General features: G+C 61.5%; 29 protein-coding genes. 10 read left to right on the top strand and 19 right to left on the bottom strand.

Translation table 11 applies throughout. The annotated features are described in order from the left end of the window. Positions 1-52: 52 nt before the first annotated feature. Genes V7080_RS07465 through gspG form a run of 8 tightly spaced genes read right to left on the bottom strand, consistent with a single transcriptional unit; the run spans position 53 to position 5,621 of the window. Positions 53-826, bottom strand: a complete 774-nt coding sequence (locus V7080_RS07465) for a type II secretion system protein N (RefSeq protein ID WP_334187772.1) — start codon at positions 824-826, stop codon at positions 53-55. A 28-nt stretch (positions 827-854) separates the two neighbouring features. Next, positions 855-1,376 (bottom strand): type II secretion system protein GspM, encoded by a 522-nt coding sequence (gspM, locus tag V7080_RS07460; protein WP_334187771.1) that lies wholly within the window; start codon positions 1,374-1,376, stop codon positions 855-857. Continuing rightward, entirely contained in the window at positions 1,373-2,623 is a 1,251-nt protein-coding gene (gene gspL, locus V7080_RS07455; RefSeq protein WP_334187770.1) for a type II secretion system protein GspL, read from the bottom strand. Before gspL ends, gspM begins: the two co-directional genes overlap by 4 nt. A gap of 15 nt (positions 2,624-2,638) precedes the next feature. Continuing rightward, positions 2,639-3,616: a type II secretion system minor pseudopilin GspK gene (gene gspK / locus V7080_RS07450; protein WP_334187769.1), complete on the bottom strand. Its 978-nt coding sequence runs from the start codon at positions 3,614-3,616 to the stop codon at positions 2,639-2,641. Further along, positions 3,613-4,269, bottom strand: a complete 657-nt coding sequence (locus V7080_RS07445) for a PulJ/GspJ family protein (RefSeq protein WP_334187768.1) — start codon at positions 4,267-4,269, stop codon at positions 3,613-3,615. Before V7080_RS07445 ends, gspK begins: the two co-directional genes overlap by 4 nt. Further along, the gene (gene gspI, locus V7080_RS07440) at positions 4,266-4,658 is read right to left on the bottom strand and encodes a type II secretion system minor pseudopilin GspI (RefSeq protein WP_334187767.1); all 393 of its coding nucleotides are present in this window, start codon (positions 4,656-4,658) and stop codon (positions 4,266-4,268) included. Before gspI ends, V7080_RS07445 begins: the two co-directional genes overlap by 4 nt. A 1-nt stretch (position 4,659) precedes the next feature. Next, positions 4,660-5,151: a GspH/FimT family pseudopilin gene (locus tag V7080_RS07435; protein ID WP_334187766.1), complete on the bottom strand. Its 492-nt coding sequence runs from the start codon at positions 5,149-5,151 to the stop codon at positions 4,660-4,662. 5 nt (positions 5,152-5,156) lie between these two features. Next, entirely contained in the window at positions 5,157-5,621 is a 465-nt protein-coding gene (gene gspG, locus V7080_RS07430) for a type II secretion system major pseudopilin GspG (RefSeq protein WP_334187765.1), read from the bottom strand. A 388-nt stretch (positions 5,622-6,009) separates the two neighbouring features. On the opposite strand from gspG, the gene V7080_RS07425 reads away from it, so the two are divergent. Both V7080_RS07425 and guaD read left to right on the top strand, forming a co-directional pair. Then, entirely contained in the window at positions 6,010-6,387 is a 378-nt protein-coding gene (locus V7080_RS07425) for a cupin domain-containing protein (RefSeq protein ID WP_334187764.1), read from the top strand. 20 nt (positions 6,388-6,407) lie between these two features. Next, on the top strand, positions 6,408-7,748 hold the full coding sequence (gene guaD, locus V7080_RS07420) for a guanine deaminase (protein WP_334187763.1): 1,341 nt from the start codon (positions 6,408-6,410) through the stop codon (positions 7,746-7,748). On the opposite strand, the gene V7080_RS07415 is transcribed toward guaD, so the two are convergent. From V7080_RS07415 to V7080_RS07390, 6 genes are all read right to left on the bottom strand, one after another. Continuing rightward, complete coding sequence (locus V7080_RS07415; protein WP_334187774.1) at positions 7,717-8,985, bottom strand: glycerate kinase type-2 family protein; 1,269 nt, start codon at positions 8,983-8,985, stop codon at positions 7,717-7,719. The genes guaD and V7080_RS07415 overlap by 32 nt on opposite strands. Positions 8,986-9,037: 52 nt before the next feature. Beyond that, positions 9,038-10,087, bottom strand: coding sequence for an NAD(P)H-dependent glycerol-3-phosphate dehydrogenase (locus tag V7080_RS07410; RefSeq protein WP_334187762.1), 1,050 nt, complete (start codon positions 10,085-10,087; stop codon positions 9,038-9,040). Between the two features lie 7 nt (positions 10,088-10,094). After that, positions 10,095-10,541: an SH3 domain-containing protein gene (locus V7080_RS07405; RefSeq protein ID WP_334187761.1), complete on the bottom strand. Its 447-nt coding sequence runs from the start codon at positions 10,539-10,541 to the stop codon at positions 10,095-10,097. A gap of 16 nt (positions 10,542-10,557) precedes the next feature. Next, positions 10,558-11,058 carry a protein-export chaperone SecB gene (gene secB, locus V7080_RS07400; protein WP_334187760.1) on the bottom strand — a complete coding sequence of 167 codons (501 nt, stop codon included), beginning with the start codon at positions 11,056-11,058 and terminating at the stop codon, positions 10,558-10,560. A gap of 99 nt (positions 11,059-11,157) precedes the next feature. Then, the gene (gene grxC, locus V7080_RS07395; protein WP_326859519.1) at positions 11,158-11,421 is read right to left on the bottom strand and encodes a glutaredoxin 3; all 264 of its coding nucleotides are present in this window, start codon (positions 11,419-11,421) and stop codon (positions 11,158-11,160) included. 16 nt (positions 11,422-11,437) lie between these two features. Then, a complete protein-coding gene (locus tag V7080_RS07390) occupies positions 11,438-11,839 on the bottom strand; it encodes a rhodanese-like domain-containing protein (protein WP_334187759.1) in 402 nt (133 codons plus the stop codon). Positions 11,840-11,948: 109 nt separating this feature from the next. Here V7080_RS07390 and gpmA point away from each other — a divergent pair, with 109 nt between their 5' ends. From gpmA to V7080_RS07370, 4 genes are all read left to right on the top strand, one after another. Beyond that, positions 11,949-12,695, top strand: a complete 747-nt coding sequence (gene gpmA / locus V7080_RS07385) for a 2,3-diphosphoglycerate-dependent phosphoglycerate mutase (RefSeq protein ID WP_334187758.1) — start codon at positions 11,949-11,951, stop codon at positions 12,693-12,695. A gap of 10 nt (positions 12,696-12,705) precedes the next feature. Next, the gene (locus tag V7080_RS07380) at positions 12,706-14,187 is read left to right on the top strand and encodes a murein hydrolase activator EnvC family protein (protein ID WP_334187757.1); all 1,482 of its coding nucleotides are present in this window, start codon (positions 12,706-12,708) and stop codon (positions 14,185-14,187) included. 38 nt (positions 14,188-14,225) lie between these two features. Next, a complete protein-coding gene (locus V7080_RS07375) occupies positions 14,226-15,689 on the top strand; it encodes a S41 family peptidase (RefSeq protein ID WP_334187756.1) in 1,464 nt (487 codons plus the stop codon). Positions 15,690-15,873: 184 nt separating this feature from the next. Next, the gene (locus V7080_RS07370; RefSeq protein ID WP_334187773.1) at positions 15,874-16,632 is read left to right on the top strand and encodes a HesA/MoeB/ThiF family protein; all 759 of its coding nucleotides are present in this window, start codon (positions 15,874-15,876) and stop codon (positions 16,630-16,632) included. A 14-nt stretch (positions 16,633-16,646) separates the two neighbouring features. Here the strand turns inward: V7080_RS07370 and V7080_RS07365 are convergent, their stop codons facing one another. Beyond that, positions 16,647-16,997, bottom strand: coding sequence for a hypothetical protein (locus tag V7080_RS07365; RefSeq protein ID WP_334187755.1), 351 nt, complete (start codon positions 16,995-16,997; stop codon positions 16,647-16,649). A 227-nt stretch (positions 16,998-17,224) separates the two neighbouring features. Between V7080_RS07365 and V7080_RS07360 the strand changes: the two genes are divergently transcribed. From V7080_RS07360 to V7080_RS07350, 3 genes are all read left to right on the top strand, one after another. Further along, a complete protein-coding gene (locus tag V7080_RS07360; RefSeq protein WP_334187754.1) occupies positions 17,225-18,145 on the top strand; it encodes a DMT family transporter in 921 nt (306 codons plus the stop codon). Positions 18,146-18,152: 7 nt separating this feature from the next. After that, positions 18,153-19,361, top strand: a complete 1,209-nt coding sequence (locus V7080_RS07355) for a YbfB/YjiJ family MFS transporter (protein ID WP_334187753.1) — start codon at positions 18,153-18,155, stop codon at positions 19,359-19,361. Positions 19,362-19,443: 82 nt separating this feature from the next. Continuing rightward, positions 19,444-20,325 carry a DMT family transporter gene (locus V7080_RS07350; RefSeq protein WP_334187752.1) on the top strand — a complete coding sequence of 294 codons (882 nt, stop codon included), beginning with the start codon at positions 19,444-19,446 and terminating at the stop codon, positions 20,323-20,325. On the opposite strand, the gene pabB is transcribed toward V7080_RS07350, so the two are convergent. The 4 genes from pabB to V7080_RS07330 all read right to left on the bottom strand — a co-directional run bounded on the left by pabB (position 20,292) and on the right by V7080_RS07330 (position 24,500). Next, positions 20,292-22,148, bottom strand: a complete 1,857-nt coding sequence (gene pabB / locus V7080_RS07345; protein WP_334187751.1) for an aminodeoxychorismate synthase component I — start codon at positions 22,146-22,148, stop codon at positions 20,292-20,294. The genes V7080_RS07350 and pabB overlap by 34 nt on opposite strands. 42 nt (positions 22,149-22,190) lie before the next feature. Further along, positions 22,191-23,078 carry a DMT family transporter gene (locus tag V7080_RS07340; RefSeq protein ID WP_334187750.1) on the bottom strand — a complete coding sequence of 296 codons (888 nt, stop codon included), beginning with the start codon at positions 23,076-23,078 and terminating at the stop codon, positions 22,191-22,193. Between the two features lie 88 nt (positions 23,079-23,166). After that, complete coding sequence (gene slmA / locus V7080_RS07335) at positions 23,167-23,742, bottom strand: nucleoid occlusion factor SlmA (RefSeq protein ID WP_334187749.1); 576 nt, start codon at positions 23,740-23,742, stop codon at positions 23,167-23,169. Between the two features lie 32 nt (positions 23,743-23,774). After that, positions 23,775-24,500 (bottom strand): pyrimidine 5'-nucleotidase, encoded by a 726-nt coding sequence (locus tag V7080_RS07330; protein ID WP_334187748.1) that lies wholly within the window; start codon positions 24,498-24,500, stop codon positions 23,775-23,777. A gap of 29 nt (positions 24,501-24,529) precedes the next feature. On the opposite strand from V7080_RS07330, the gene V7080_RS07325 reads away from it, so the two are divergent. Then, positions 24,530-25,465: a TraB/GumN family protein gene (locus tag V7080_RS07325; RefSeq protein WP_334187747.1), complete on the top strand. Its 936-nt coding sequence runs from the start codon at positions 24,530-24,532 to the stop codon at positions 25,463-25,465. The last annotated feature ends 193 nt before the right edge of the window (positions 25,466-25,658 follow it).

Below are 25,658 nucleotides of genomic sequence, written 5' to 3'. Positions count from 1 at the left end.
CATCGGCGCCATCCGGTGTTCTTGGTCGAGGTATGTGCTGTTGAATTTTTTGTCATTTGAACTCTAGCGCGATCACAGTTTTGTCGCCTTCTCTGCGACGTTGTCCCAGCAAATTCAATAAATTTGCCAGCCGTTCTTCCTGCCCTTCTTCCGCTTCCGCCTTCCCTGAAAACCTCAGCCGTCCGTTGGTGAGCGAACCGGAGCCGCTCAGCAGCATCGGCCCTTTCAGCGTTTTCAGCGCCAATTGCGCCTGCTGGCCTTGCCAATCCATTGTTAGCTCATATGCGCCCAGCGGCTTGATCGGCGACAGACGCGATGCAATGTCGTTCATCAGCAAAGTCGTCGTTCCGTTGAGCGTCACACGCTGCCCTTCCCTCGTGAGTTGCATCGGATTCCATGTCAGCCGCATTTCGCCCGAGGGCGCAATCGTGTTCAGCGGCGCTCCGAGGCCGGCAAGCCGCTCGGCCGGCAGGCTCAATGCGCCGGGACTCACCTGCCACTGGTTCCAGCTGCCGGTTATCCTCACCGGTTGGGTCAGTGCGGCGGAATTCTCCACCTCGGCGTCCACCTGTCCGAGCATGACCATCGGCGATAGCCGCCATGCGAAACGGCCGGGCAGCAGGGGCGTCACCGGGTCCGCGCCGCTGGGCGCGCCGCCGACGAAGGCCGAACCCTTCCACAGCGTGCCCTGCGCGTCGCCCAGCGTGAGACGCCCGCCGGTCTGTCTTTCCACCAGCGGCGCCATCCATGATGCAGGGAAGAAAGCAATCATGGTCATCGCAACGGTGATCAGGCCAGCCAACAACCATATCACGAGGCGGCGCACTTGATCTCCATTTTGCTTAAATCCTTGATCATTGGCTTTGTCCGCCTTTCAACTGGCGCAGCGTCAATGCGGCGTTGACGGTATCGAGGGGCGGCAAACCCTCGACATTCGCTTCCACCACGGAAACCCGGGCGGTTCGTTGCAATTCTTCAAGCCACTCGACCGTGCTGGCGAACGAGACCGACTTGAGTTGCACTCTTGCAAGCTCGCCGGTCATGGCGACGTTGTCCGCTTTCAGTCCCTTGCGCTGCAGCGACGCTTCCAGGTTTTCGCGGGTCAGCGCCGGCGCCGCGCCGGCGGATTTGCCGGCCAGGCCGCTGGTTTCCCTTGCGAGGGCCTGCAATTCCGCGGCTTGCCGGCGCATGTCGGGCAGCTTCTTTTCCAGGTCCTGGCGGCCGCTGATCGCCGGATCGATCAGCAACACGTAAAAGAGACCGGCGACGATCACCGCGATTGCTACCGACAGCATCGTGCGCTCGCGCTGGTTGCGTTCGCTCCAGAACGACGCTACCGACCGCTTGATAGCGCCCAGTGCGGTTGGGGCCCTCATTTGCCGCTCCTTACCTGCAACACGTCGCTATTGGGCTGCGACACCGACAGGTTTTGCGCCGTCAGCGCCGGCTGCATCTGTTCCAGCGACACACTGGTCCCCGGCTTCAGTTTGACCGACAAACTGCGCTCCCGGTATTCGATGCCGGCGATGCTCTGCGGCTTTTGTCCCGCGCTTCCCCATGCCTCGCCGAATGCGGCGGCCAGCGCCACGAAATCGTCGGGCGCGATCTGGCCGGATTCGCGCTGTGCGGCGGCATATTTCTGGCGCATCTGCGCCATCGGGTCGACGATCACGGTCTCCTTGGGATAAGCGGATTTATAGATCTGGACCATGGTCATTCTCAGCGAATCCGCTTCCCGCTCCGCACGCAGCCAGTCGATGTTGAGCGCGATCGCATTGATCATCAATACCGCGGCCGCCAGGATGAACGGCCAACGCCACGGCCGCCAGTTGAACGAAGGGCCGGACGACATGCCGAAGCCAGTCATCAGGTCCAGCGGATTTTTGTCGGCGCCGGCAATCCAGCGCGGCCAGTTGTCCGCATGCAGGGCGATGCGCCCGTCGAGCGCCGGCACGGCGCCCACGGTTTCCTGGTAGTCGTTCACCCTTGCCTGCGGCACATACAGGATGATCGGCGAATGCGGCACCACCGCGCAGACCGACTGGATGACCTCCACCGGAGCGAGTTCCGGCTGGTCCGCGGTGATCGGAAGGCCGATCCCGTCCTGCTCCGACAGCCGCACCGCCACATCGATATCGGCGCCATGCTCGGTGATCGCGGCGCTGGCCGTACCGGCTTCATATGGCAGGCAAAGCTGGGACGGCACCGCGGACATGCGCCGAGCGCCGAGTCCGGTCAGGGTCTTGGCGACGATCTCGAGCCAGCTGCGCTGCACCACCGCCACCGTTCGCAAACCATCGACCGATGAGCCGGCGACCATCACGCAGTCGGCCGGATCGCTCATCAGGTGATCTTCGATCAGGTTCGGCAACGCGGCCTTGAGGCGGGCTCCGGACAGCGGCGGCATCTTGATCCGCAGCAGCGTGACATCGCTGGCCGCCAGGAGCACCACGACGCGCTGCGCGCGGCCGGCTGCTTCGGATAGTTCGGATAGCGCCGCCACGCCTTCACGCTCCACCGCGCCGCTGGCGGACGCCAGGGCGAAATGGCAATACATGGGCGCCCCCGCGTCCATGCTGTCCGCAACGGCCTTGGATGGCAGACGTATATACAGTGTGCTCAAGGGATCATTCTCTTTCTAGTATTCTCGAATCCAGATGATTTCGGTTTTGCGGTCATTGGTGCGCCTGATCAGAGTTTGCATTTGCAGCGCCGCACGGTTCATGCGCACATTGCCATTCACTAAAAAATAATTGGTTTGCACATCGGCGGCACCGAGTTCAAGATTTGGTCTCTGTAATACTTCTTTGACGTTTGCAGCGGTATTGAAATATGACCGTTGCCTGTATGCGAGGATGGCAGCAGCGTCCGAACTCGTGAGTGTATCAATTTTCGCCATCAGCACTTCAGCCGGCGCGGTATTTACATTGATCTTCGTCTTGGCCGGCAATACGATGACAAACTCCCTGAGTTTTTCCACTATCTCAGGCGTAAATCCGGGTACTGCAAGCAAATCATCCACATGATTGATTCCCAAGGGTTGCGACTGGGACTGATCCGGCATGGCTGCAGGGGTGCCTTGTGTCGATTCCTTCTTCCTGACCGCCGCCACCATCAGATTGACAGTCGACTGTGCCAACGAAGGATTCAGCTGCAGGTTTGACAGCAGATTGCCAAAGGCTTTGACCTCGACAGGATCCGGCGTGCCTTTTGTCTCATCCATCAAATTGTGTAGATTCAGTAGAGACTGGGCATCAACAATGCTGCCCGACAATACGGCATCGGAAGCTTCTGCTTCGGCGCTTGCATTGTCGACATACTGGTCGAGTCGCGTTTCCGCAAGGCTTACAGCCCATGGTTCTCCCAAGTGATCGACCCTGGAAATACGCGCATCTTCACGCAAGATAAGCCGCGTCCAGTCCAACGCACCACGAAGAATCCACTGCTTCTGCAACTGCAGCCGCTGGTTCTCGATCGACCGCACCTGCACCTGCTGCTGCCAGAACAGGCTGGCAACGATCGTGATCGCCAGCGTCGTCAGCAGCAGCGCGGTGATGACCGCCACGCCGCGTTGCCGCACCGGCGATCGAAAGCGACGCATGGCATCCCCCGTCATATCGCCCCCAGCAGAAAAATCTTCACCAGGCTTGTGTTGCGCTCACGCAGGCGCAAGGTGACTTCGAGGCCGGTCTGGCTTTGCACCGTCGCTGCCGGCGTTGCCGGCGCTCCCGGAACCGCGGGGATTACTGCCGGTGGCGGCTGTGTTGCCGCCGCTTCGGCCCGCCAGGCCGCGCTTTGCGAATCCCATGAGCGAATCCTCATTTCATCAACCTCGTCCTGCAGGATTACGGGCTGCGCCGTATCGCTGTCGGAAAGTGCCGCCGCCCATGCGGTATCCAGTTCCCTCAGGTCTCTCGTCGCGACCGATTCCCGCCGGCTCAGCACGCCGTCCCGCACCCGGTACGACACCACCTGCACGCGCGTCGGCTGGTTGTCGATATTCACCGTGCGAACGAGGGTCAGGCGTCCCGGCCGCGCATCCAGCGACATGCGCTGTTCAAGCATTTTGTCCGGGGCCAGATGCGCGGCATCGCTTTGCATCTGTGCGAACGCCAGTTGCAGGCCGCGCGTATTTTCGAGTTCGCTGGTGAGCGCGACGCGCGCACGCACGATACTGTCGAGGCCGCGCCAGCCGAGCACTGCGACGATGGCCAGCACGCTGATGGCCACCAGCAGTTCGATCAGCGTGAATCCCGTTGCTTTTTTCATGACTGGCTGACTACCTGCGCCAGCTTGATGATGCGGCGGTCAGGGTTTTCCGCATCGAAGACACTGACCTCGACCCGGCGGAAGAACGGATTCGGCGTCGGCAATACTTCCTCGTTGCAGACCAGCCGAAGGTCTCCCTGGGGACAGTCGAAGGAACGCCGGCCGACCGGCGGCCATTCCTTCGCCAGGCGGATCTGCGCCAGCCGGTTTTCCGCCGACCAGTTCGCCATCATCGACGCCCGCAAGCCGTTACTGTTCTGGGTCAGGCTGCCGACCGCGCGCAGGCTCGCGCCGAGCGCCGTACCCACGATGACCAGCGCGACCAGAACCTCGAGCAGGGTAAAACCGGCAATGCCTCGGCCGGGCATGCGTTGAAGGGGAGATCGCATGTCACTCCACCACAAAATGGCCGATGCCGTCGGCGCGGATCGAGACGCTTGAATCTCCCGAGGAGAAAGTCAGCAGAAACGGCTTGTCGACCGGTTCACGGCCAAAAACGATGCGCAGGGGATTGGTTTCGGCCGCCACCGCCGGCGAGATCGACAGTCCGATCGGAGTGCGCTGAAAGGCGCGTTCGCGCAGCATGTCCTCCTGCTGCAGGGGCTGCCATGTGCTGCCTTCCCGGATCAGGAATCGATAGCGGTCATTCTCGGCTTCGAAGGCGATGGGACGATTGCGCACGATGGCCTCATCGCGCGCGAGCTGCAGCAGCAGTGCGATACGCTGGGCTTCGTTTTGCAATGCCTGTCGTTCGCTTGGCATCGCGTTGATCGAGACGAACCCGAGCGCGATGCCGGCAATGACCAGTACCACCAGCAGTTCAAGCAGCGTGAAACCGCGCGCGGCGATACCGGACCGGCGCGTTGCAAGATCAAACGGCAATGTTCTTAAAGATCCCACGAACCGACATCGGCATCATTGCCGGCCCCGCCTGCCTGGCCGTCGGCGCCGAAGGAGAATACGTCCACTTCACCCTTGATGCCAGGCGACAGGTATTGATATTGGCCGCCCCATGGATCCTTCGGCAGCTTGTCGATATAACCGCCGGCTTTCCAGCCATTGGCAGCCGGACCGCCGGTCGGCTTGGACACCAGTGCCTGCAAGCCCTGCTCGGTGCTCGGATAACGCTGGTTATCCAGCTTGTATAGTTTCAGCGCCTGCATCAGCGTGGCGATATCCTGGCGCGCGGCGGTGATGCGTGCATCGTCGGTACGGCCCATCAGCTTCGGCACCACCAGTGCGGCGAGGATGCCCATGATGACCACCACGACCATGATTTCGATCAGGGTGAATCCGCGATTGACGGCGGAACGGAATTTGTTGCGGGAAGAATAAATCAGCTTATTGCGCATAAAGATCACTAAAGAAATAACAAAAATCCGGAAATACGGTCGACGAAAGTTTACAACTTACCATACTTGCAAGCTTGTGCATCCATCGTGAATCCGGCCAATGCTACGACATCGGTGTCGTAAAAAAGTGCTCCGAAGCATACCCTTTGATGAAGATCAAGGCTAAATAAAATCAAAATACCCTGACTTTCGTTTCCTCGATACAAGCCTTGGGGCCATATCGTTTTCGTTTGTACTATTGTTCGATCAGTCGCAGAGCAGCTACCTGCATCAATGCCGGGCATTGAACCGCCGCTCTTGCCGTATCTCTAATATTGCAGAACCCGTAGATAACATTCACAACATTCATCGTGGCAATATGCCGCGCCTGCCAAGGAGGTTGTCGTCCATGTCCCTGCACCATGCCACGTCCGGCGAAATCATCGATATCCATCCGCTCGGTTCCAAGCTGAGCGATACGCCTTCCACAGCATTGCTGAAATCGGAACAGCTTGAAATCATGCGCCTGGTCCTGGCGGCGGGACGGGAAATCCCGGAGCATAACGTACCCGGGGAAATCACCCTGCAATGCCTTGAAGGCAGGGTAGAACTGCGTGCCCATGGCAGGACGCAGACCCTAGGCGCGAATGAACTCGTTTTGCTCGCGGGGAATGTTCCCTACTCCCTGCGTGGCGTCGAGAATTGTTCGGTCCTGATGACGATCGTACTGACCTATGAAAACGGCAAGGCAGTCGCGGGCTCCCTGCCGCAATCAGGCGGGCGCTGAAGCGTTTGCGCCCCAAGATCATGGATGACAAACCGGTCGCCTATCGGGCAAGCCTGCTGCATTTTACCGATGACCCGGCCTGGAACGACAACGCCTTTCAATGGCATGAAGACGGCCTGCTGATCGTGCGGGGCGGTCGCGTGCAGGCGGCGGGCGACTATCATCAACTGGTTTCGGACCTGGTGCCGCATGCGAAAGTCATTGACTGCCGCGGCAAGCTGATTGTTCCCGGTTTCATTGATACGCATATCCATTATCCGCAAACCGATATCATTGCTTCACCATCCTCCGGCCTACTGCCATGGCTGGATGACCATACCTTCCCCGGCGAGCGCGCATTTGCCGATCCGGCCCATGCCGCCAAAGTGGCAACGTTTTTCCTCGATGAACTGCTGCGATGCGGCACCACCACCGCGATGGTGTACTGCACCGTGCACCCGGAATCCGCGCACGCCTTCTTCGAGGAGAGCGACGCGCGCAACCTTCGCATGATTGCGGGCAAGGCGCTGATGGACCGCAACTGCCCGTCTTATCTGCGTGACACCGCGGAAGGCGGCATTCTGGAAAGCGAACGGCTGCTGAAAAAATGGCATGGCCATCGGCGGCAGATGTATGCGATCACGCCGCGCTTTGCCGCCAGTTCAACCGATACGCAACTGCGTCTTGCGGGCGAACTGGCACAGGCACATCCGGATGTCTTCGTACAAACCCACGTCGCGGAAAACCGTGATGAAGTTGCATGGATCAAGGAATTGTTTCCGGATGCACGCAGCTATCTCGATGTGTACGATCGGGTCGGCCTGATGCGGCCGCGCGCGATGTATGCGCATTGCATCTGGCTCGACGACCATGACCGCAAACGCATGGCGGATACCCGATCCGCCGCCGCAATCTGCCCGACATCCAACCTGTTTCTCGGCAGCGGCCTGTTCGACTTTGCGTCCGCCGATGCGGCAAGGATGCCCTTGACCCTTGCCACCGATGTCGGCGGTGGCACGTCGTTTTCCATGCTGCGCACCATGAACGAACTGTACAAGGTCGCGCGCATGGGTGGTGTTCACCTGCCTGCCATGCGCATGTTCTACCTTGCGACACTGGGCGGCGCGCGCGGCTTGCAACTGGAAGGGACCATCGGCAATTTTGCTTCCGGCGCGGAAGCGGATTTCATCGTGCTGGATCCGCACTCGACACCGCTGCTTACCCGCCGCACCGCACAGGCGGGAAGCCTGGAGGAACTGCTGTTTGCGTTCGCGATGCTGGGCGATGACCGCGCGGTGGCGGCTGCTTACGCTGCCGGATGCCTCGTGCATGCGCGGGATGCAGCTTCGCTCACAAAATCAGAAGCGCCCGGAAATCATTGACATTGGTACGCGTCGGCCCGGTCACGACCAGATCTCCCAGTGCCTCGAAAAATCCGTAGCCATCGTTATTGTCGAGCATCGCCCTTGCCTTGAGCTGCAGGTTTTCCGCCCGCTTCAGCGTGTCCGGCCCGAGTACCGCGCCGGCATTGTCTTCCGAGCCGTCGATGCCATCGGTGTCGCAGGCGATGGCATGCACGCCGGGCTGACCGTTCAACGCTACGGCAAGACCCAGCAGGAATTCGGCATTGCGTCCGCCACGCCCGCCACCCCTTACCGTCACCGTCGTTTCACCGCCGGAAATCAGGACGCACGGCTTGCTGAAGGGCTGCTGGTGCAGGGCGATCTGGCGGGCCAGGGCCGCATGCATCTTTGCAATCTCGCTCGCTTCGCCTTCAATGGCGTCCGACAGGATATACGGTGTGACCCCGGCCGCCCTCGCCTGTGCGGCGGCCGCTTCCAGCGCCTGCTGCGCGGTCGCGACGACATGATGGGCGTGTCCTGCAAACCGCGCATCGCCAGGCTTCGGCGTTTCGCCCGTGCCCGATTCCAGATGATGCCGCACCGCTTCCGGCACGGCGATGCCGTATTTGCGCAGCACGTTCAATGCGTCGCTGCAGGTGGTGGCGTCCGGCAGTGTCGGTCCGCTGGCGATGATGCCCGGATCGTCGCCCGGCACATCCGAGATGAGCAGCGTGACGACCCGCGCCGGAGCACAGGCCAGGCCAAGGCGCCCGCCCTTGATAGCCGACAGGTGCTTGCGCACGCAATTCATTTCATCGATCGCCGCGCCGCTTTTCAGCAGCGCCTGGTTGAGCGCGCGCTTCTGCTCCAGCGTGATGCCGGGCGCGGGCAATGCGAGCAGCGACGAGCCGCCACCCGAGATGAGGCAGAGCACCAGGTCCTTCTCGCTCAGGCCCCGCACCATGTCCAGCATGCGTGCGGCGGCCTGCCGGCCCGCCTCGTCCGGGACCGGATGCGCCGCTTCGACCACTTCGATGCGGCGGCAGTCCGCGTTGTGGCCGTAGCGGGTGACGACCAGCCCGGATACTTCTCCTTGCCAATGCTTTTCGACGGCAGCCGCCATCGCCGCCGCGCCTTTGCCGGCGCCAATAACCAGTGTGCGGCCGCCGTCCGGAGGCCGTGGCAGATACGACGGCAGGCATTTTTCGGCACTGACGGCGGCAACGGCGCCGGCATACAGGTCGAGCAGGAATTGTCGTGGATCAGGAATGGACATGGTCATGGGCAGACTCCAATAGGGTAGCGCCATGGTACCGATTTTTTGGCACTCAGGCGGTTTCGTCCCGCGGATCGCGCGAAAGAAGCTTTTGCAGCATGCCGCGCGGCGAATCGCCGTCGAACAGGACTGCGGCAACGGCGGCGGTGATCGGCATATCGACGCCCATGTCGGCCGCCAGCGCGCGAACCGCCTGTGCGCACCGTACGCCCTCCGCCACATGCCCGAGTTCCTTGACGATCATGTCGAGAGGCTTGCCTTGCGCCAGCCCGAGACCGACCTGGCGATTGCGCGACAGGTCGCCGGTGCAGGTCAGGATCAGGTCGCCCATGCCGGTCAGGCCCATGAAGGTTTCGGCGCGTCCGCCCAGCGCAATGCCGAGCCGCGTGATTTCCGCCAGGCCGCGGGTGATCAGCGCCGCGCGTGCGTTCAGGCCGAGTCCGAGGCCGTCGGCCACGCCGGTGGCGATGGCGAGAATGTTCTTGACCGCGCCGCCGACTTCCACCCCGACCAAGTCATCGCTTGAATAGACGCGGATGCTGCGGCCATGTACGGCGGCCACCACCGATTCGCGCAGCGCCTGATTGTCGGACGCGATCGTCAGCGCGCACGGCATTCCGCGAGCGACTTCCTGTGCGAATGACGGCCCGGACAATGCACCGACAGGCAACCGGTCGGCATAGATTTGGCGCACCACCTGGTGCGGCAGCAGGCGTGTGTCCTCCTCGAAGCCCTTGCACAGCCAGACCAGGTTGGGAATGGCATGCGGCTGCAAGCGCCGCGCCATTGACCGCAACCCGGCGACCGCCGACGCGACGATAACCAGGGCGTTACCCTGCGGAACCCGGGTGGCATGGGCGACGGCGGCATCGAAGTCCGCCGTTGCCACCAGACCGGCGGGCAACGGAAAGCCGGGGAAATAGACGCTGTTTTCGCGCCGCAGGGAAGCGGCGTGCATCGCTTCGGGATCGCGCCCCCAGAGGACGACATCATGCCGGTCGGCGAGCGCGATCGCCAACGCCGTGCCCCAGGCGCCGGCACCGAAGATCGCGATGCTTGCCGGCCGGGAGTGCGGCGTGCCGCCGGGATCGGATTGTGTCATGACAGGCTTATTCGCCCCAGACTTCGCCGGCGCGCACGAAGCCCCCCGATCCGTCGCGATGCCTGACCCTCACCCAGCCGGGCGCGGATGTTTCGACGACTTCCAGCAGGACGCCCTTGTCGGCGGTGAAGACCAGCGCCGACGCTTCTTCGGCGGCGGAACGCACTTTTGCATTGCCTGCCGTTACGACCACGTTCCGTTTCGGCGTCAGCAACTTCGTTTCCACCCACGACAGGTCACCGGCGGCGTCGCGCACCTTGGTCCATTCGCCATAGGTCAAAACAACTTCCACCGGCATGCCGCGCGGTGCGACGAAGACCTTGCGGCCCTTTTCCGACGGCGCGTCGTACAGGATGGCGGGACTGGCGCCGATGGTTTTGAAATCGAGTGCCTGCGCCACACTGGAAGCACAGAGAAGCGCGGCGCAGGCGGCAATCGTTCGAACCGGAAACATCACGACCACCTTCGAATTACTGGCGGCCCGCGGTGGTGCCATCCGGCATCAGGATGCCGGGAGAAGCGGCTTGTTGCTGCTGTTCCGCCAGTGCCTGCAGGCGCTGCTGATAGAAAACTTCGAAATTGATTTCCGCAAGATGGACTGGCGGGAATCCGGCGCGGGTGATGAGGTCGGCGATATTGGCACGCAGGTAGGGATAGACGATGTTCGGGCAACCGATGCCGAGCAGCGGATCGAGTTGCTCGTCAGGGATATTGCGCGCCTCGAAAATCCCGGCTTGCTTGCCTTCGACCAGGAAGGCCACCTTGTCGTTGACCTTGGCGGTCACGGTAATGGTCACGGTGGATTCAAAGATGGCGTCAGCGAGCATCTCGACGCCGACATCGACGGCGACTTCGATATTGGGGGATTCCTGTTCCAGGAAAATTGCCGGGGAATTGGGTTGCTCGAGCGACATGTCCTTCAGGTAGACGCGCTGGATCTGGAATACGGGTTGCTGGTTCTGGTCGGCCATGGGGAGCTTTCGTTGGGAGTGAAAAAAGGATGGACGGCGCGGCGGCCGTCCACGTGTTTACGGTGATGAAATTGGTTACTGGATACGGAAGGACACCGCTCAGGCGCCCTTGAGCAAGGGTTCGAGCTGGCCGTTCCGGTCGAGAGCGCTCAGATCGTCAAAGCCGCCGACATGGGTGTCGCCGATATAGATCTGGGGCACGGTCCGTCGTCCGGTCTTCTGCATCATTTCCATCCGCTGTTGCGGCTCGAGGTCGACACGGATTTTTTCGATATTCTCGACCCCCTTGGACGTCAACAGCCGCTCGGCCATCACGCAATAAGGACATACGCCGGTGCTGTACATGAGGACTCGTGCAGTCATGATGGTTTTTCCTTGATTACTTTGCGACCGGCAATCCTTGCGCTTGCCAGGCCGAGAGGCCGCCGGTCAGGCTGACCACTTCGTTGAAACCTGCCTTCTTCAATATGGAGGTCGCCTTTGCCGACTGCATCCCGGACTGGCAAACCACGATCACGGTCTTCGACTTGAATTTTTCGAGTTCCGCCACTCTGTTTGGCAACTCTTTCAGGGGAATGTTCTTGGCATCGCGCACATGACCTGCCGCAAAACCGGCGGTATCGCGTACATCGACGATCACGGCCTTGCCCTGGTTCATCAATTGCGTCGCCTGCAGTGTCGAGACCTTTTCACCGCGGCGCTGCAGGTTAGGCCAGACCAATGCGCCGCCGGACAGCAGCGCCAATGCGATCAGCCAGATATTGTCGATTAAGAATTTCACGGGACCCTAATGGTTTTAAGCAATCCCAACATTATAAAATAGAAGGCGGCCTATCATTGAATTCGCAGTTTCAACCTATCCCCTCCTTTTATCTCTTCATCAGAAAATCATGTACAAAATCGTATTCATGCGCCATGGCGAATCGACCTGGAATCTTGCCAACAGGTTCACCGGCTGGGTCGACGTCGACCTGACCGAAAAAGGCGCGGCGGAAGCCCGCCAGGCCGGCAAGATACTGAAGGAAGCCGGCTTCGAGTTCGACGTTGCCTATACTTCGGTGCTCAAGCGCGCCATCCGTACCCTGTGGCTGACGCTCGACGAGATGGATCTGATGTGGCTGCCGGTCGTGCACAGCTGGCGTCTGAACGAACGCCACTACGGTTCGCTGCAGGGCCTGAACAAGGCGGAGACCGCGGCCAAGTACGGTGACGATCAGGTGCTGATCTGGCGCCGCAGCTATGACGTGCCGCCGGAGCCGCTGGACGTCAACGATCCGCGCACCTCGTACAACGACCCCCGCTATGCGAAGCTGAAAAAGGAAGAGATCCCGCTGACGGAATGCCTGAAGGATACGGTCGCGCGCGTGATGCCGATCTGGAACGAGTCCATCGCACCGGCCATCCGCGCCGGCAAGCGCATCATCATCTCGGCACACGGCAACAGCCTGCGCGCATTGATCAAGTCCCTGGACAACATCAGCGACAAGGACATCGTCGGCCTGAACATCCCGAACGGCCAGCCGCTTGTCTATGAACTCGATGCCGATTTGAAGCCGATCAGGAGCTATTACCTTGGTGACCAGGCGGCAATCGAAGCGGCGATGAATGCGGTCGCAAGCCAGGGCAAAGCGAAATAGGCCATCCGTAATGAGTTTTTCCGGTAACGCCGGGCTGCATGAAGCAATCAGGGCAAGCGACGTTTCCGCGGCACGTCCGCAGACGGCACGACGACGGCGGTGGGGATGGGTTGCCGCGCTCGGCGTCGTCGCGGCCTGCCTGATTGCGGTACAGCCGGCCTTTGCCGTCCGGATCACCGAACGTACCAAGCACAAGCGGGCAGTCGAGGCAGAGCGTGCCGAGCTGCAGGAAAAACTGAGCGCACTCAAGCGCGACATCAGCCGCACCGAGACCGCCCGCGGCCATGCGGCCGATGCGCTGGCGCATTCGGAAAAAGCGATTTCGGAAGCCAATCGTGCGCTCCACGAACTGGCGAATGAGCAGAAAAGCACCGAAGCGCGCCTGACCCGGCTGACCGAACAGCAGAACCGGCTGGAAAAAGCCGTCGCCGGCCAGCAGGCGAAGCTGGCCAAACTCCTGCGCGAGCAGTATATGGCCGGCAACGAGGACAGGATCAAGCTGCTGCTCTCTGGCGACAATCCGAACCGGATCAACCGCGACCTGCAATACATGGGCTATGTATCGCAGGCGCAGGCGAAGCTGATCGCCTTGCTGCGCAAGGACCTGCAGGCAATCGAAACGGGCAAGGAGGAAGCACAGAATGCCAGGGATGAACTGGACGAAATTGCTGCGGAACAGGTCGACCAGAAAGCCAGACTCGAGAAAGAACTCGGCAGGCGCACCGAACTGCTGGCCCGGTTGTCGGACAAACTTGCCGCCCAGCGCAAGGAGGCCGGCAACCTGGAACGCGACGAACAAAGGCTGGCAGGGCTGGTCAAAAAGCTATCAAACCTGATCGAAGAGCAACGCAAGGCGGAGGCCGCCGCGATGGAACAGCGCCGCCGCGAACAGCAACAGGCACTGGCCAAGGCCCGGGAAAGCCGGAACGACGCCGCCTCCGCTGCAGGAATTCAAGATAAATCAAAGAACCGCGCGGCAAATCCTGATGCAATTGACGATGACGAGCCCCCTTCAGAAATATCGCGACGGAATGAACTCGCGCCGGTTGCCAGCGTCCAAAACGCTGGTCTTGACCCTGCGGGACAGGCATTCGCCCGCCTGCGGGGGCAGCTGAAGTTGCCCGTGAAAGGCGAACTGGCGGCACGATACGGCGGCAAACGGGGCGATGGCCCAAGCTGGAAAGGCCTGTTCATCCGCGCTGCGGAAGGCGCGGAAATCAGGGCGATAGCGACAGGGAAAGTGGTGTTCGCGGAATGGTTGCGCGGTTTCGGAAACCTGATTATCGTTGACCACGGGGACCAGTATCTGAGCATTTATGGCAATAATCAGGCCGTGCTGAAACAAGCCGGCGATATTGTCAAAACCGGCGACGTCATTGCCAGCGCCGGGAACAGCGGTGGCAATGAACAATCAGGTTTATACTTTGAATTGCGGCATCAGGGCCGCGCGTTTGACCCTTTGGGCTGGATGTCGGCCTCATTTTCGAAATGATGCGCCGGCCACGGCCCTCGGTAACCATTAGGTGACACATGAGCAGCAAAATCAAGAACTTCGGTCTGATCGGTCTGGGCGTCATTGCCGGTATCGCCGGCTCTATGCAATTCGAGGCGAGCGCGCAGAAAAGCGCGACCACGCTGCCACTGGAAGAACTGCGACAATTGGCCGATGTATTCGGTCTGATCAAAACCGACTACGTGGAGTCGGTCGAAGACAAGAAACTGCTCACCGAAGCAATTTCCGGCATGGTGGCGTCACTCGATCCGCACTCCGCCTACCTGGACAAAAAAGCATTCAAGGAATTGCGTGAAGGCACGCAGGGCAAATTCGTCGGGCTCGGCATCGAGGTCGGCATGGAAGACGGCTACGTCAAGGTAATTTCCCCGATCGAGGATTCGCCCGCCTTCAAGGCCGGCCTCAAGTCCGGCGACCTGATCACCCGTCTCGACTCCACTCCGGTGAAGGGCCTGACGCTGGATGAAGCCGTCAAGCGCATGCGCGGCGAGCCGAACACCAAGATCACCCTCACCATCGCCCGTAAAGAGGAAGACCGGCCGATCATCGTCACCATCGTGCGCCAGGAAATCCGCGTGCAGAGCGTGAAGTCGAAGATCGTCGAACCTGGTTATGCCTGGCTGCGTGTGGCGCAGTTCCAGGAGCCGACGGTGGACGACATGGTGAAAAAGATCAATGCGATCTATGCGCAGGATCCCAATCTGAAAGGCCTGGTCCTCGACCTGCGCAACGATCCGGGCGGCGTCCTTCCCGGCGCGATCGGGGTATCGGCGGCATTCCTGCCGAAGGATGTGCCCATCGTGTCGACCAACGGCCAGTTGCCGGATTCCAAGGCCACTTTCTATGCACGCCGCGAGTTCTACACCTCCTCCCGAGCTGCATTGACCGATCCGCTGGCGAAGCTGCCGGACGCGGTCAAGAAAGTGCCGATGGTCGTGCTGGTCAATACCGGTTCCGCATCGGCTTCCGAGATCGTGGCGGGCGCATTGCAGGACTACAAGCGTGCCACCATCATGGGCACGCAGACATTCGGCAAGGGTTCGGTGCAGACGATTCGCCAGTTGTCGGCGGATACCGCCGTCAAGCTGACCACGGCCCGCTATTACACACCGAACGGCCGCGCGATCCAGGCACGCGGCATCGTGCCCGACCTGCTGGTGGATGAATACCCAGATGGTGACGGCCTGAACGGCTTGCGCCTGCGGGAAGCCGACCTGCAGAAGCATCTGATGAATGACCGTGACAAGGAAGAGGTCGCTCGGAAGATGGATCAGCTGGAAGAAGAACAGCGTGCAGCGGCTCTGGAAAAGAAACGCACACCGCTGGAATTCGGCGGCAAGGACGACTTCCAATTGGCGCAGGCACTGAATCATCTCAAGGGCAAGCCGGTGCAGCTTTCGAAAACCGCGAAGATCGAGAGCAAGAAGGAAAACACCATCAATGAGAACAAGACACCGGAGAAGAACGGCGAGAAGAAATAAGCCGGATCCGACCTGACCGAAGGCCGCAGCGATGCGGCCTTTTTCTTTGCCGTCACGAAAAGCGGACGCTCGCCGGCAGGTGTCCGCCTGATTGGCATCAGCAGTCCGGGAGGCGCTGCAAGCCACCCGCACCCGCGGCCGGTTTTTCCATTACGATCTCGCTACCATGACTTGGGCTCCCGCCATGAACGACGACCAGCTTCTCCGCTATTCCCGCCACATCCTTCTCGATGAAATCGGCATCGAAGGCCAGGAAAAACTGCTGGCCGCACACGCATTGGTGATCGGCGCCGGCGGGCTCGGATCACCCGCGGCCTTTTATCTGGCGTCGGCGGGCATCGGCAAGCTGACGCTGGTCGACAACGACACCGTGGACCTGACCAATCTGCAGCGGCAGATACTGCACACCACCGACCGGGTCGGCAAGGCAAAGGCGGAATCGGGAAAGCTGACCCTGGCGCAGATCAATCCCGGGGTGCAGGTCACCGCACTGATCGAGCGGCTGGAGGGATCGCGGCTGGATGAACTGGTGGGACAGGCGAGCGTGGTGCTCGATTGCAGCGACAACTTCGCCACCCGGCATGCGATCAATCGCGCCTGTGTCGCCAACCGGGTGCCGCTGGTGTCGGGAGCCGCGATCCGTTTCGATGGGCAGGTGTCGGTATTCGATGCGCGGCGCGGCGATGCGCCCTGCTACGCCTGCCTGTTTCCGCCGGACCAGCAATTCGAAGAGGTGCTCTGTTCGACCATGGGCGTGTTTGCCCCGCTGGTCGGCATCATCGGCACCATGCAGGCGGCGGAGGCGCTGAAGCTGGCGGCCGGCATCGGCGAATCGCTGGCAGGCCGCCTGCTACTGCTGGATGCGCGGAACATGGAATGGACAAGCATCAAGATCGGGCGCAGCGATGGCTGCCCGGTGTGCGGTGGCCAGGTGCACAAGTAGGTTGCTGATGTGTGTCACATGCCGATGCGGGTAGCGCAGCCAAGATGCGCGGCGCCGCTGCTCTGCAAATCCTCCGATAGCCGCCGGAGTGCATCAGGATTGCTGCCCGGGTCATCGCCCACGCTGGATGCGCCGGCGACGGCGACATAGCTGCGGTACGCGGCGAAATGCCGCATCTCCACATCGTCGAGCCCGGTTTCGGACAGGTTCATACCCGGCATGGCAATCTCGACTTTCTCCTGCACGGCGACTTCACCAATGGAAGCGGCGCTGCGATGCTGTACGGCATCGCAGCCTGCCAGCAAGGCGGCATAGACGAAGCATGCAGCCAGATTCGTCAGGCATTTCCAACTAAGCGTCTTCATGGTTTTCTCCCTGTCCATGATTATTTGCTTTCCTGACAATTTTTCCTTGGTCTGAATCAAGCGCCGTCGCCCCGACTGCGATAGTGCTTGCTTGCGGTCAAATGCATCCGGGGAACCAAGGCACGAATGCCACGGAACGCGCGCCGCGCTCACAAACAGGAGCGGGCTGCAAGGGCAGTTTGGCGACCCCGATGCATGCGCGTTACAATCGAACGCTTGTTCGTTAATTGCCGGCCACTTTCCTCTACATGTCCCTCGCCGATCTCGCCAAGCTGGTTTTTCTTTCTGCGATCTGGGGCGGCTCATTCATTTTCCTTCGCGTGGCGGTACCGGAACTCGGACCATTGCTGACTGCCATTCTTCGCATCGGATTGGCCGGATTGGCACTGATGGCTTTTGCACTGATGACCGGCGTGGACATGAACTGGCGGCGCAACTGGCGGCCGTTCGCCGTCGTCGGCATCTTCGCCGGTGTGCTGCCGTTTTCCTGCTTCGCCTTTGCCGCCCAGCATCTGCCGGCGGCGCATTCGGCGGTATTGAACTCCACCGCGCCCTTGTTCGGCGCATTGTTTTCCGTACTCTGGCTGAGCGAGCGGCTGACCGTGCGCAAGCTTGCCGGACTGGCGCTGGGCATCACCGGCGTTGCCATCCTGGTCGGCGCAGGCGCGCTGACGCTGGACAGACCGACGCTTGCGGCGATCGCCGCCTGCCTGGTTGCCGCCGCCTGCTACGCGCTATCGAGCATCATCGTGAAAAAAACCGGCCACCCGGGCGGCATCCATCCGATCGCCATGGCGACCGGCTCGCTGGTGATGGGCGGCCTGATAATGACGCCGACGCTGCCGTTTGCTTTGCCCATCGCCATGCCGTCGCTGACCGCGATGGCCTGCATCGCCGGCCTGTCCCTGCTGTCGTCCGGCCTGGCGCAGGCGCTATTCATTCCGCTGATCGTGAAAGTGGGCCCCACCCGGGCAATGACGGTGTCGTTCCTGATTCCGTTGTTCAGCATGCTATGGGGCTTCATCTTCCTGCGGGAGCCGATCGGACTGCCGACCTTCATCGGCGGCGCGGTCGTGCTGGCCGCGATGGGCCTGGTATTGTCGGCTGCACCTCCACGCGCCGAAGACACCGTCACCGCCGAAGCCTGAGCAGACCATGGCCGAACAAGCGATGAACCACCCCCTCTCGCAACGGCACCCTTTCCTGACCGCTTTTGCCTTGTCGCTGGCGGCGGCGGTGTCGCTCGGCATGTCACGCTTTTCCTATGCGCTCCTCCTGCCGCCGATGCGGGCCGATCTCGACTGGTCCTATCTGCTGGCCGGCGCGATGAACACGGCAAATGCGCTCGGCTACCTGATCGGCGCGATGGTCACGCCGGCGTTCATGCGGCGCTTCGGCGCACAGTCCGCACTGATCGGTGGTTCGGTTTGCACCGGCTTGTTCATGCTGCTGTCGGGATTCGTCGTCAGCGCGGAAATGCTGCTGGCGCAGCGGGTGCTGGCCGGTGCCGCGAGCGCCTTTATTTTCATCGCCGGGGGCCTGCTCGCCGCCCGTTTAGGCGCGCTGCATCCGCGGCATGCCGGATTTCTGATCGGCCTGTATTACGGCGGCACGGGCTTCGGCATCGTGTTGTCGGCGCTGCTGGTGCCGGCGGCGCTGGCCGGCGCGACCGCGCAAGGCGTCCCGCATGGCTGGCAATGGGCATGGATCGGCCTGGGGGTGATGTGTTTTCTGGCGACGCTGGCAATGGCCCTGCCCGCCGCCAGCATCGACGGTGCCGCCGCACCGGCGAACGGCCAGCGCCCGGTCCGCCTGCTGTCCTTCGGCTGGAGCCTGGGTGGCTATTTCATGTTCGGCGTCGGCTATATCGGCTACATGACCTTCGTCATCGCACTGTTGAAGGAGCAAGGCATGCAGGGGCCGCAACTATCGCTCTTCTATGCGGCGCTGGGTGTGGCGGTGGTGGCGTCGTCGCGCATCTGGGCCGGCATGCTCGACCGTTTCAAGGGTGGCCAGGCGATGGCGATATTGAACGGCCTGCTCGCCGTTGCGACGCTGCTGCCGGTGCTGACTTCCGCCATCGTCGCGGTATTCGCGTCCGGCATCCTGTTCGGCGCGGTATTCCTGTCGGTCGTGGCTTCCACCACCGCGCTCGTGCGCCACAATTTGCCGGCCACGTCCTGGTCATCCGGTATCAGCATGTTCACCATCGTCTTCGCCGCCGGCCAGATCGTGGGACCGACCGTCGTCGGCTGGATTTCCGACGGCGCCGGCGGCTTGCAGCGCGGCCTGGTGTTTTCCGCGGTCGCCCTGCTGATCGGTGCGGCGCTGGCATCGCGCCAGCAACCGCTGCAGCAAAGATGAAGAACTGTGATGTCCGATTCCGGCCAGCACGCGCGGCGCGCCTCCCTTATTCTCGAACCTCACCTGATTGCGAGAGCTTGCCATGCGTAGCGCCGACCTGTTCCGTTTGATCCTGCTGGCCGCCATCTGGGGCGCGTCATTTCTTTTCCTGCGCATCGTCGCGCCCGCCCTAGGTCCACTGTGGACGGCGGAGTCGCGGGTGGCGATCGCCGGTGCGGCAATGCTGCTGTTCATTCTCGCCGGAGGGCGGTCCATGCACTTCGGCACAAGCTGGCGCCAGTACCTGATTCTCGGCACACTCAACTCCGCCCTGCCCTTCGCGCTGTTTTCCTATGCGGCACTGACGCTGCCCGCCGGTTACTCGGCCATCCTGAACGCCACCAGCCCATTGTGGGGCGCGCTGGTCGGTGCTGCGGTACTGGGCGAAACGCTCACCGCGCGCAAGATCACCGGCCTGCTGATCGGCATCGCCGGCGTGGCTTTCCTCGTACGGCTGGGGCCGGCGCAATTCTCGCCGCAGGTGATGGTTGCGGCCGCTGCCTGCGTCCTGGCGGCGCTGTGCTACGGCATTGCCGGCGCGTATTCAAAGAAAGCATCCTCCGGCATTGCGCCGCCGCAAATGGCAACCGGCTCCCAGCTCGGCGCGGCGCTGGTGCTGCTGCCCTTCCTGCCGCTGTCGCCGATCCGCGGCGAAGTGACGCCGATGGTCATCATGATCGCGCTCGTATTGGCCCTGCTGTGCAGTGCCGTGGCCTATTTCATTTACTTCCGATTGATTGCCGATCTCGGGCCGACCAAGGCGTTGACGGTGACCTTCCTGATCCCCCTGTTCGCGCTGATCTGGGGTGCGCTGTTCCTTGGCGAAGCGGTGACCCTGAACATGCTGATCGGCTGCGCGATGGTGGTGCTGGCAACCTGGCTGGTGGTATTTCAGCCGGCCACCGCGCCCAAGGCGGTGGCATGAGTGCGATCGATGACCGCTGGTAAAACCCCGCGCAGCGCATTGCACACCACGATCGCTTCCGCTGCGTGCAAATCATCTGGTGTCAAACGCCGTTCTTCGGCATTCCATCCGGGATCATCCAGCAGTATCCCTCGCATGATGCCGGGCAAAACACCTGCGGATATGGGCGGCGTTAACCACTGGCCGCGCAGCTTGATGAACAGGTTGCTGCGTCCACCTTCGGTGATCTCACCCTGTTCATTGCAGAACAGCATGTCGAACGCACCGACGGATTCCGCCATGCGCCATCCTGCGTCATAGCGTTCCCGCAGCGTGGTTTTATGGCGCAGCCATGGATCGGTGGAGGTCGTCGGCTGTTTGGCCAGCAAGATTCTTACCGGCGTTTCAAGCGGTGTCAGCGCCGCTGTCTGTATCGCGATGCCGCCGTCCCGTCCCAGCGCCATCCGCAGGCGATGCGGCCCGTCAGGCAAAGCCGCACATGTGCTCTCCAATTCCGACAGCACAGCAGCCTGGTCGAACGGAAAACCGAAATGCGCTGCCGATGCAGCAATGCGTCGCAGATGCCGCTCGAGATGGCGGCAACCCGCGTCGCGTGTCGCATGCATGGTTTCAAACAGGTCGAACTCCTGCGACAGGCCGGTCAGGAAAGCTGCTTTCATTGCGCATTCGGCATACTCGTGGGCGGCCACACTGTCGTACACGATACCCGCACCCACGCCCATCTCGCCGGAACGCAGTCCATCGGCGCCTGCCGGTTGCAGCACCAGGGTGCGGATGGGTACGGACAGGCAGAAGTCGCCGACCGCACGACCCGGGAGCGGCGCATCGAACCAGCCGATCGCGCCAGTGTAATAACCGCGCGGCGCGCTTTCCAGTTCGCGAATGATCTGCATCGTCCGCCGCTTCGGCGCGCCGGTGATCGAACCGCACGGATAGACGGCGGCAAACACATCCTCAAGCGCGACGCCGTTGCGCAGCGTCGCATGCACGGTGGAGGTCATTTGCAGGACGCTGCTGTAGCGATGGGTGGAAAACAAATCAGGGACCGTGACCGAGCCCGGCATGGCGACGCGCCCGAGGTCATTGCGCAGCAGATCGACGATCATCAGGTTTTCCGCGCGGTTCTTCGGGTCCGCCGCCAGTGCGGCGGCACGCGAGGCATCCTCTTCCGCGTTACCGGTCGCCGCCGCCGTTCCCTTCATTGGTTGCGCTGTGAGTTCGCCATCGCGATGTCGCAGAAACAGTTCGGGCGATAGCGACAATACCGCGCCGCCGTCGGGCAATACGATCAACGCTCCGTACGGCACCGGCTGGCGCGCACGCAGGCGGCGATAAAGCGCAACCGGATCGCCATGGCTTTGGAAATGCAGCCGGTAGGTATAGTTCACCTGGTAAGTATCACCGGCCGCAATATAGGACTGGATGCGGTCGATGGCGGCCGTGAATTCTGCTTCGCTGATATTGGGCTGCACATCCAGGATGCCGCCATGCGGAAATCCGGCGCGCGCTGTTTTTTCGGCGAGCACGTCTTCCGCCTCGGCGGCCGACATGCGCTGGCAGCGATCGAACAGCAATATGCGCGAACACGCCGCATCCGCATGCGGCACAATGCCGTGCATCGCCGCGCCCAACTCATAACTGAATAGCCCGACGGCGTGCCTGCCTTCGCTAAGCGCCCGCCGCAGGCCCTCCCAGAGCACCGGAAGCTCATCAGGATGCGCGCAGGACAGGGTGCCGGCATAGCCGGTGTACAGGCGGGACCGTGGTTGCGTATCGGTGGCGCTGCTGTCGTCCAGCAGGGCAAAGCAGTCGGCGGCGTTCATGCTGAGAATCGGTTGCTGCACTGTCGATGCATCCCGATCCGCTTAACTGCCGCGCTTGGACAGGTAGATTCCCCACAGCAGCAGGACGCCGCCGGCCATCTGTACCGGCCCGATCACTTCCTGGAAAATGATCCATGCAGCGATGGTCGCCGTCAGCGGCTGGATCAGCAGGCTGACCGACGACAGCGAAGCCGGCAGATGCGCGAATGCATAGGCAATCACCGTCTGGCCGCCGATCTGGGCGACAAAAGCCAATCCCAGCAAGGGCAGCCATGCCGCCGCGCTCGCCGGCCAGAAGGCGCCGGGGGACAGCAATGCGAACGGCAGCAAGGCCAGGCCGGTAATCGTCGTGCTCCATGCCATCAGCCGCGCAGTGGAATACTGGCCGCGTGCATCCTTGATCATCAGCTGATAGGCGGCGTAAAACACCGCGCTTGCAAGGCCGAGGCCGTCGCCGAGCAGCTTGCCCGAGCCGCCGCCTTCATCCGCCGCATTGGGTCCGACCAGCATCACCGCACCCACCAGCGCAATCACCATGCCGACGATGAAGATGCGGGCGAATTTCACCTTATGCGCCAGCCACATCCACAGCGCGATGAAGATCGGTGCGAAGTTCGACAGCAGCGTGGCATTGGACACGGTCGTGTAATGCAGCGACAAATGCCAGAGCCCCATGTCGGCCGCGAAGTAGACGCCGGCCAGCGCCAGCGCCAGCGTGAAATCGGTTCGCTTGTCCGCCTCCCCGTCCTGCTTGCTCACCGCGAACGCCCAGACCCACAGGAAGGGCGCGGCCAGCGCCATGCGCCAGAAAGCGGACGCGAGCGGACTGACGTCCGACAGGCGCATGAAGATGCCGGCGAAGCCGATAGCCACGCCGCCAAGCAGCAGCGCGAAAAAAGCAGACGTCGGAAATGTCTTGGTGGAATTCATGAATACGCGAGGAAAATACACAAGGATGCCGCACAACCGGCACACCGGCAGCGAGTGTACCGATGTTCACGCGTTTGCGCAGCGACGCTCAGGATAGCAGCACGACGATCTGCGCCTGCGCGTTCTCGGTAGGGTTGTGCTTGAATCCGCTTTTTGCGAAACGGTGCCAGCGTCCCACGACGAGACTGGCGATCATGTTGGCGCGCACCGCCGCCTCCGCTTCGCTTACCTGTCCCTGCGTCGCCGCGAGCCGCAGCGATTGCCGTATCGCCAGTTCCACCCGCTCGATGAACTGGTTCATCCGCACCTGCAGCCGCTCGTCTTCATTAACCAGCGCATCGCCGATCATCACCCGGGTCATGCCCGGATTGCGCTCGGCGAAATTGAGCAGCATGCCTGTGATCGCCTGTACCTGGGACAGCCCGTTTTCCTGCTGCTCGGTGATCTGGTTGATCAGGCCGAATACCGTCGATTCGATGAAGTCGATCAGGCCTTCGAACATTTGCGCCTTGCTGGCGAAATGCCGGTACAGGGCCGCCTCCGACACATCCAGCTTGCCGGCCAGCGCGGCGGTGGTGATGCGCTCGCCTTTCGGCTGTTCCAGCATGCCGGCAAGCGTTTGGAGGATCTGGAGTTTGCGTTCGCCCGGTTTTGTGCTTGCCATGATCGATCCACTGTAGTCGCAACGAATTTTTGTCAGCGCAATCGATGCAGATTCGCCGGAAGTTTCCGTACGGATTTTACTTTGACATCAACATAAACGGGGCGCTTTGTGAACTTTGGCGACGGTAAATTGTCCGCGCGATGCCGCAGATTGGGATTGCTCGCCAGGTATTGCGTCACCCATGCGGTGCGCATGCCCAGCATTTTTGCGGCCTTCAGGTTATCGAGGGTGTCTTCGACCAGGATGCAGTTCCGTGCCGCGACGCCTTCCCGGGCGAGTAGTTTATGCAACAGCAGCCGTGACGGCTTCGGCCGCAATTGCCGATGCACCCGCATCGACTCGATCGCAATATGTCCGGCGAAATGCCGGTGCAGGCCGAGATGACGCACGACCTCGCGCGAATACACGCGCGGCGCGTTGGTCAGCAGGATCTTCCGGCCCGGCAGCCGTTTCAGCAAACGCGCCAGTCCACGCTCGGCGCGGATCATCGCCGTAAGCTCGTCGAAGGTATGTGCCTCGCGCAGGAAATCCTCCGCCGGCACCTGATGATGCTTGATCATGCCAAGCAGCGTCGCGCCGTAGCGCTTCCAGTAGGCGAGCCGGGCGGCATTCACCACCTCCGGGTCGGCATCCACGCCTTCCTTGCCGAGCACGCGCGCCATATAGGCATTCATGTTCGTATTGATGGCGGGGAAAATCGCATGCGATGCGTTGTGCAGGGTGTTGTCGAGGTCGAACAACCAAACGGGATGGGGCATCTGATAGAGTCGCGGCGTCAGGAGAGTGTATGGATATCAGGCGTCTATTTGTCTTTGCCGTATTGTCGGCGTTTTTCTTCTTCCCCGCACGTGCGGACACGTCTGCGGCGACAAAACCCACCGCATCCCCGTCAGCGGAAAAGCGGCCGCAACGCGGTACGTTGTACAGGGTACGGCACCAGCAAAGAACCGCCTACCTCTTCGGCACCATTCATGCCGGCAAACCCGGTTACTTTCCTCTCAACGCCGAAGTGACTCAGACACTGGCGGCATCGAGCAGGCTGGCGGTTGAAATCGACGTGCGCAGGCAGGACCGGTTCGCCGCCGCGATCAACCAGCATGCGATGTATCCGGCAGGCGACGCGATCAATCACCATGTATCCGCCGACACCGTTCGTCGCCTGCGCAAGGCAACGGACACATTCGGCATCCCGTTCGACAACATCGCCCGCATGAAGCCGTGGATGATCGCCAACCTGTTGACCAGCATCGTCATCGAACGGCATGGACTTCAACTCAGCCAGGGCGTCGACCTGCATCTGCTCGCGCTGGCCGGACCGGCGAAAACCGTTCTGGAACTCGAATCGGCTACCTATCAGCTCTCGCTGTTCGACGGCATGCGCGTTGCGGACCAGGAAACCTATCTGATTGAAACCCTGGACAGTCTTGACAGTGGCGAAGGCATTGAACAGGCCCGTGCGATGGCTGATGCCTGGGCCAATGCTGATTCTGATGGGCTTAACGCGATCCTGCTGGAAGGAGCGAAGGAGAAGACGGTCTCATCGACGTTTCTGCAGGAGGTGCTGCTCGACCGGCGCAATGTGGGAATGGCTGACAAGGTCGAAGGTTATTTGAAAAGTGGTGGAACGGTTTTTGTCGCGGTGGGGATGTTGCATCTGATTGGGGAGAAGGGGTTGCCGGCGTTGTTGCGCAAGCGGGGGTATCAGGTGGAGAAGGTGTATTAGTGTTTGGGATTGATGACCAGTGAAGTTTGGTAGTCATTCTTGCGTAGGGCTGAATTTTGAGTTACTAGGTTTCTCCGGTAATGCAACCTTTACGGTTCTCCGAAGAGACTAGCCGGGACTGGCCCCGGCGGGCCACTCCCTTTCTTTGCTTCGCCAAAGAAAGGAAGCAAAGAAAGGCGACCCCGTTATCGCC

The sequence above is a fragment of the Noviherbaspirillum sp. genome (assembly GCF_036846085.1).
Lineage (GTDB): Bacteria > Pseudomonadota > Gammaproteobacteria > Burkholderiales > Burkholderiaceae_D > Noviherbaspirillum.
The sequence above is the reverse complement of the archived record's forward strand: the minus strand, read 5'-3'. Positions and strand labels throughout refer to the sequence as shown.

Bases quoted from the DNA above. Each gene is read 5' to 3' on its own strand.
- secB (WP_334187760.1), bottom strand. From the start codon at position 11,058: ATGGCCGACCAGAACCAGCAACCCGTATTCCAGATCCAGCGCGTCTAC.
- V7080_RS07375 (WP_334187756.1), top strand. From the start codon at position 14,226: ATGAGCAGCAAAATCAAGAACTTCGGTCTGATCGGTCTGGGCGTCATT.
- V7080_RS07410 (WP_334187762.1), bottom strand. From the start codon at position 10,087: ATGACACAATCCGATCCCGGCGGCACGCCGCACTCCCGGCCGGCAAGC.
- V7080_RS07405 (WP_334187761.1), bottom strand. From the start codon at position 10,541: ATGTTTCCGGTTCGAACGATTGCCGCCTGCGCCGCGCTTCTCTGTGCT.
- gspK (WP_334187769.1), bottom strand. From the start codon at position 3,616: ATGACGGGGGATGCCATGCGTCGCTTTCGATCGCCGGTGCGGCAACGC.
- gspI (WP_334187767.1), bottom strand. From the start codon at position 4,658: ATGCGATCTCCCCTTCAACGCATGCCCGGCCGAGGCATTGCCGGTTTT.
- V7080_RS07355 (WP_334187753.1), top strand. From the start codon at position 18,153: ATGGCCGAACAAGCGATGAACCACCCCCTCTCGCAACGGCACCCTTTC.
- V7080_RS07325 (WP_334187747.1), top strand. From the start codon at position 24,530: ATGGATATCAGGCGTCTATTTGTCTTTGCCGTATTGTCGGCGTTTTTC.
- gspM (WP_334187771.1), bottom strand. From the start codon at position 1,376: ATGAGGGCCCCAACCGCACTGGGCGCTATCAAGCGGTCGGTAGCGTCG.
- grxC (WP_326859519.1), bottom strand. From the start codon at position 11,421: ATGACTGCACGAGTCCTCATGTACAGCACCGGCGTATGTCCTTATTGC.
- gspG (WP_334187765.1), bottom strand. From the start codon at position 5,621: ATGCGCAATAAGCTGATTTATTCTTCCCGCAACAAATTCCGTTCCGCC.
- V7080_RS07340 (WP_334187750.1), bottom strand. From the start codon at position 23,078: ATGAATTCCACCAAGACATTTCCGACGTCTGCTTTTTTCGCGCTGCTG.
- V7080_RS07330 (WP_334187748.1), bottom strand. From the start codon at position 24,500: ATGCCCCATCCCGTTTGGTTGTTCGACCTCGACAACACCCTGCACAAC.
- V7080_RS07445 (WP_334187768.1), bottom strand. From the start codon at position 4,269: ATGAAAAAAGCAACGGGATTCACGCTGATCGAACTGCTGGTGGCCATC.
- slmA (WP_334187749.1), bottom strand. From the start codon at position 23,742: ATGGCAAGCACAAAACCGGGCGAACGCAAACTCCAGATCCTCCAAACG.
- V7080_RS07380 (WP_334187757.1), top strand. From the start codon at position 12,706: ATGAGTTTTTCCGGTAACGCCGGGCTGCATGAAGCAATCAGGGCAAGC.
- V7080_RS07365 (WP_334187755.1), bottom strand. From the start codon at position 16,997: ATGAAGACGCTTAGTTGGAAATGCCTGACGAATCTGGCTGCATGCTTC.
- V7080_RS07350 (WP_334187752.1), top strand. From the start codon at position 19,444: ATGCGTAGCGCCGACCTGTTCCGTTTGATCCTGCTGGCCGCCATCTGG.
- V7080_RS07370 (WP_334187773.1), top strand. From the start codon at position 15,874: ATGAACGACGACCAGCTTCTCCGCTATTCCCGCCACATCCTTCTCGAT.
- guaD (WP_334187763.1), top strand. From the start codon at position 6,408: ATGGATGACAAACCGGTCGCCTATCGGGCAAGCCTGCTGCATTTTACC.
- V7080_RS07415 (WP_334187774.1), bottom strand. From the start codon at position 8,985: ATGTCCATTCCTGATCCACGACAATTCCTGCTCGACCTGTATGCCGGC.
- pabB (WP_334187751.1), bottom strand. From the start codon at position 22,148: ATGAACGCCGCCGACTGCTTTGCCCTGCTGGACGACAGCAGCGCCACC.
- V7080_RS07425 (WP_334187764.1), top strand. From the start codon at position 6,010: ATGTCCCTGCACCATGCCACGTCCGGCGAAATCATCGATATCCATCCG.
- gpmA (WP_334187758.1), top strand. From the start codon at position 11,949: ATGTACAAAATCGTATTCATGCGCCATGGCGAATCGACCTGGAATCTT.